This is a genomic window from Burkholderia sp. B10 (assembly GCF_004368385.1).
In the GTDB taxonomy this organism is placed as follows: Bacteria; Pseudomonadota; Gammaproteobacteria; order Burkholderiales; family Burkholderiaceae; genus Burkholderia; species Burkholderia vietnamiensis.
This window is the reverse complement of record NZ_PQMX01000144.1, coordinates 1-4,696: the sequence shown is the minus strand read 5'-3', so window position 1 is coordinate 4,696 and position 4,696 is coordinate 1. Positions and strand designations below refer to the sequence as shown.

General features: G+C 59.7%; 5 protein-coding genes and 2 pseudogenes. 3 read left to right on the top strand and 4 right to left on the bottom strand.

Annotated features, from left to right (window positions below):
* Window positions 1-126: 126 nt before the first annotated feature.
* The 3 genes and pseudogenes from C3Y15_RS31095 to C3Y15_RS31930 form a co-directional block, all read left to right on the top strand.
* A pseudogene (locus C3Y15_RS31095) lies at window positions 127-1,092 on the top strand (IS66 family transposase); the annotation flags it as partial.
* 89 nt (window positions 1,093-1,181) lie between these two features.
* Complete coding sequence (locus C3Y15_RS31090) at window positions 1,182-1,829, top strand: glutathione S-transferase family protein (RefSeq protein ID WP_059548106.1); 648 nt, start codon at window positions 1,182-1,184, stop codon at window positions 1,827-1,829.
* 65 nt (window positions 1,830-1,894) lie between these two features.
* Window positions 1,895-2,416, top strand: coding sequence for a hypothetical protein (locus C3Y15_RS31930; protein WP_243860300.1), 522 nt, complete (start codon window positions 1,895-1,897; stop codon window positions 2,414-2,416).
* A 64-nt stretch (window positions 2,417-2,480) separates the two neighbouring features.
* Here the strand turns inward: C3Y15_RS31930 and C3Y15_RS31080 are convergent, their stop codons facing one another.
* From C3Y15_RS31080 to C3Y15_RS31065, 4 genes and pseudogenes are all read right to left on the bottom strand, one after another.
* A complete protein-coding gene (locus tag C3Y15_RS31080; protein ID WP_059548101.1) occupies window positions 2,481-2,684 on the bottom strand; it encodes a hypothetical protein in 204 nt (67 codons plus the stop codon).
* A gap of 12 nt (window positions 2,685-2,696) precedes the next feature.
* Window positions 2,697-2,906: a hypothetical protein gene (locus tag C3Y15_RS32475; protein WP_081054690.1), complete on the bottom strand. Its 210-nt coding sequence runs from the start codon at window positions 2,904-2,906 to the stop codon at window positions 2,697-2,699.
* 21 nt (window positions 2,907-2,927) lie between these two features.
* Window positions 2,928-3,224 (bottom strand): annotated as a pseudogene (locus tag C3Y15_RS31070) (H-NS histone family protein).
* A 1,257-nt stretch (window positions 3,225-4,481) separates the two neighbouring features.
* On the bottom strand, window positions 4,482-4,696 hold a 215-nt coding region (locus tag C3Y15_RS31065; RefSeq protein WP_124259768.1), incomplete at its 5' end, for a diguanylate cyclase.

Genomic DNA, 4,696 nt, shown 5'->3' with positions numbered 1-4,696 from the left:
ACATGGATTTGCATCCACTGTTCCTTCTGGAGCATCGCCAGCCTTTGCGCGCAAAAGGCTGACTGTACTGAAAGGTGGCTTAGATTTACTTCGCGCGAAGTGGCTCATTATTACTTTGCGCCCAACAAGGCCACGCTGCTGCGTCGCTTCGGCGGCGACATCTCGTCGAATACGCTGGCCGCCAGCGTGGTCCGGGTCGGGCTCGCCACGCAACCGGTGATCAATCTGATGCGCGACGCGCTGCTCGAATCGAACCTGATCTACGGCGACGAGACAACGTTCCAAGTGCTGAAGGAGCCAGGACGCAGGCCGCAGGCGAAGAGTTACCTGTGGGCGCAGTTCAACGGCTCGGGGCCACCAGTACGGATGTTCTCGTACTCGCCGGGGCGCGGCGCCCAGCATGCACAGAAGCTCTATGCTGGCGTGCAGCCTGGCACCGTGCTGATGACTGATGGGTACGAGCTCTACAACGGCATCGCCCACGATCACCAGCTCGTGCATCTCGGGTGCTGGGCACACGTGCGCCGCGGCTTCATCAAGGCCGAGGAGTCGGTGCCGAAGGCAGCACGCTCACCGGATCTGCTGGCCACGCGCTTCGTCGTGCTGATCGGCAAGCCGTTCGCGGCCGAGGCGCGCAGCGCGAAGTGGAAGTCTGAACGCCGGCAACGGCTGCGCGCCCGGTACAGCGCCCGGGTGCTCGCCATCATCGAGCGCATGCTGGTCGAGCATCTGCCGGGCGTCGTGCCATCGAGTCTGCTCGGCAAGGCATTGCAGTACATGAGCGGACAGTGGCTCAAGCTGGTCCGATACGTCGAAAATGGCAACTGAACGATCTCGAACAACCTGTGCGAGAACGCGATCCGGCCGTTCGTCGTCGGCCGTAAGGGCTGGCTGTTCTCCGATACTGTCGCCGGCGCGCAGGCCAGTGCCAACCTGTACTCCCTCGTCGAGACGTGCAAGGCGAACGGCGTCGAACCGTATCGCTATCTGGTCTCGCTGTTCACCAAGTTGCCGCTCGCTGCCACTGCTGACGACTATGCGACACTTCTTCCTTGGAACACGCCTGTTTCAGCTAATACTCCCCGAGATTGAAGAACGCAACAGGCACAGTTGCCGCATCAACTGGCGTCCTCCATTGCTAACATAATGCCGGCAGCTCAACCCTAAACCGGAATCAGACCATGTCCTACATTCTGTATTACACACCGGGTGCGGCAAGTATGGCGGTGCACTGGATGCTACTTGAACTGGGCGTACCCTTTGAAACAAGGCTCGTTGACCTTGACGCGGGTGCACAGCGCAACCCTGAGTATTTACGCTTGAATTCCTCCGGTCGCGTGCCAACTCTCGTAATCGATGGCGTACCACGAGGAGAATCGACCGCATTGCTGATGCTCCTTGCTGAACGACATCCTGAGTCGGGGCTTGCACCGCAACCGAACTCACCTGTGCGTTCCGAGTGGTTCGAGACGATGATCTATCTTGCGAACACGTTGTTGCCGGCGATGCGAAGCTGGTTCTATGCGGAAGTCGACGGCAAACCGTCAAACGCCGCAGCCGTGAAGGAGTTTGCGCGTGGGCAAATCGAAGGGGCCATGGAGCATCTAAATTGTTTGCTCGGGGATGGCCGCCAGTATCTGATCGGCAACCAATTGAGTACCGCTGACTTCCTGGCGCTCATGCTTATGCGCTGGACGCGCAATATGCCACGCCCAGCGACATCGTGGCCGAATCTCATGCGCTACATACAGCGACTTCGTGGAAGGCCGACGTTCGTCGAGCTAAATGCGCGGGAAGGATTGACAGAATGGTTGAACGAGACGCCGTGAGAGGGTGAAAGCCAGGCGGACCCGAGTACTTTGCGCCGTCGCCTTCACTTGATGGGCGCCGCAGAATGATCGCTTACGTTTTGTTATGCTCTGGTGTGATCGCATGGAATCAGAGACGAACGATGCTCATTCGAGAACAAGGGCGCTTCATCAAGTTGCTTCGGGTAGAGCCCCCAAAGCGGCCTTCCATCAGGGCGCGGGCGCGGGAATGTGTCATCGGTACGTTTCGTGCCGATGAACCTGTCCCGACTGGTCTGCTTGACACTTTGTCCCGCGACGAGCGGAAGCTGCTCGAGCGATGGCTCGCAGCCTATCGGGAAACCAAGGCGCGCGATCAAGTGCGCCCCGTGCTGGCCAGCGCATCCGAACAGTTCGAGAGGCTCGTTGGTGCGCTCGAAGTGGCGGCCGACACATTGTCGAGCGCCGAAGCAGATCAGATTTGGGCGCAGCTTCATGCGATTGCGCGCACGTTGAAGAAAGCGGGCCATCCGCGGCCGCGAGCAGCACGTCGCCCGCCGGCGCCACTTCCAGGGCAGCAGGATTTCTTTGGTGAATTCGACCAGCTCGAGCGGCTGGCCGAACAATGAACAAGCGCCGCTTGGTCTTCTCTATGCGAAGCGGACGGGCACAGGTCGGCTGACCGAACGTCGTCTACAACAACGACATCTGGCTCGAAGTGCTTTCGTGGATCGCCTGATCGGCTTCCTTCGCGGGCCGGCCCCGCCGAGGTGCGGATTGCGCATGGCCGTTTGGCACTTGAATTTCGCTGGTCTTTTGATACTTGCGAGCCCAGTCGGCCCCGAAGACATCGGCGGAGAACACGACACCCGGCGCAATCTGAACGAGCTGGCTCATCGGCAGGTCTTCCTAAGCGGACTGAACGTCGAAGTGCGCAGCGCCATAGCGGGCGCTGCAGTTCCACACTTCGACGCCGTCACGGGTGAACGTAGCCCATCCATCTTTCACGATCATCTCTGCGCCCGGAAATACGTCGCCGTGACCGTTTGCGGACGCTGCAAAAATCGTCCGCTCACGACATGTCGCCCAGTATGTCCCGTCGGGTAAAGATGACGACATCGCGCCCAACCGCGTATCGGCTTACTGTTCGATCAAAAAGCGCTCGCGGTTCTTCGCGCTCGCAATCCAATGGGGAGCCTTGCCGCGCCCGCTCCAGGTCGCACCGGTCTTCGGATCGCGATACTTCGGCGCGATCGGTGCCCGCGTGCTCGGGGCAACCGCGCGGCGTCGCCCGAAAAGTTGCTCGACCGTAATGCCATATTCAGCGATCTGCTCACGCATCGTAGTGATGATGCTGTCCAGTTCGGCAAGCCGTGCTTCTTCCGCTTAGAGTGACAGCGCTTCTGCTTGAGCCTTAAGTTCGAGATAGGTAGCCATAAGTGTGCGGGGATAACCTCTTAGAAAATTAACAGTGGGCAAATTGCCCATGGGTGTTAGGCGAGCTGTCGACTACAACACGCAAAGTATAGTCCCGCGAGGGTGTGGTGATCTAAGGCAGATTCCTGAGAATCGAAAGAACAAGTCGGCGGGCTGGGACGTGGGGCATCGAGTGCTCACATACCAGATAGGCGGGAAACTCAATCAGCACGCACGAACCTGCAAGGGACTAGGGTAGGGGCACTGCGCACCGATTTGAACCGCTTGGATGGTCGACGGACTCCTGCATCAAAAAGGCGTTTCGGACGAATCTAGACTTAGCGCTATCAATATGCAGCCGGAAAGACGAGAGCCCCAATCCCGTCATTCCCGGACATTCTCGCAGGATCGTGAAAATTCCTCTTATCACTACGGTCCGATTGTCCGCTCAACCAGAGGTTTCGCACAACACGTGACATTAACCGACGCGCTGTCACGGCAGCGTAAGGGAGGTGACGCGGCTCTTCGCGGTGCTTGGTCTATGGGCAGCAGCGTGCGAGTCACCCGTTGCGTGCTCTCGCCGCGCCGATGGTCGACGTCCACGATGAAGGTCGCACCGAAGAGCACCCACGACGGGGCGCGCGTGCTCGAGCGGGGGAGGGCGAGGTGCGGGGTGGCCTTCCGGCTCAGGCCAGCCGCCGCCCGCACACCGCGCACGGCAGGCCGGCGGACGTGTCGCAGGCGGCCGTCGCGGTTTGCACCTTCGACAAATCGCCCCATCTCCGCCTCTCGCTAATGGTTAAACTCGTGGCAGCGCCGTCAGCAAAGGCCGAGAGCGATGCTCTTTTCGTGTCCGCACGCGTTGCGCTCATGCAACAAAGGGTGGATCTATGTGCGAAGATTTTGCTAATGCGCCTTCGAGATCTTGCGATGCCAGATGTGGCTCCCGACCGGCATAATGAGGAAAGTCGCTCGTGACGAGAGCAGGGCGTGCACGTAACCGATGATCAACAACTTGGGTGCGTGCGCAACAATATGCCTCTCCTCCAAAGGATGGGGGCGCGACTTTAATGCCTGTTTTCCAGCGTGGGGAGACTGTCGATATTGAGCCGTGGCGCACGCCTATGTCGCGCTTCAACACCATCGTTTGGAATTCGGCGAGTGTCGAAGAAATACGTCGCCCGCGACCGGCCGCTGCTCACTCACTTCCTCAATTTGACGTTCGTCGCCCCGCATTAGCGGATTCACTGGACACGATCAGTGCTCAAACGGACACCATTAGCAGCATCTGCGAACTTCAACAGCTGCCGGTCTGAGGGTCGCATATCCATCGACGGGAAAGGTCGAGACCTTGTTCCGGCCGGTTGCCTTCGCGTAGTACAGCGCCTCGTCGGCCGCCTTGATCAGCGCACCCGGGTCTCCATCCTGACCGGGCGTCGAGCTCGCCATGCCGATGCTGGCGGTGACGCGCCCATATTCGCTGCCGACGTGCT

Bases quoted from the DNA above. Each gene is read 5' to 3' on its own strand.
- C3Y15_RS31090 (WP_059548106.1), top strand. From the start codon at position 1,182: ATGTCCTACATTCTGTATTACACACCGGGTGCGGCAAGTATGGCGGTG.
- C3Y15_RS31930 (WP_243860300.1), top strand. From the start codon at position 1,895: ATGATCGCTTACGTTTTGTTATGCTCTGGTGTGATCGCATGGAATCAG.
- C3Y15_RS31080 (WP_059548101.1), bottom strand. From the start codon at position 2,684: ATGAGCCAGCTCGTTCAGATTGCGCCGGGTGTCGTGTTCTCCGCCGAT.
- C3Y15_RS32475 (WP_081054690.1), bottom strand. From the start codon at position 2,906: ATGTCGTCATCTTTACCCGACGGGACATACTGGGCGACATGTCGTGAG.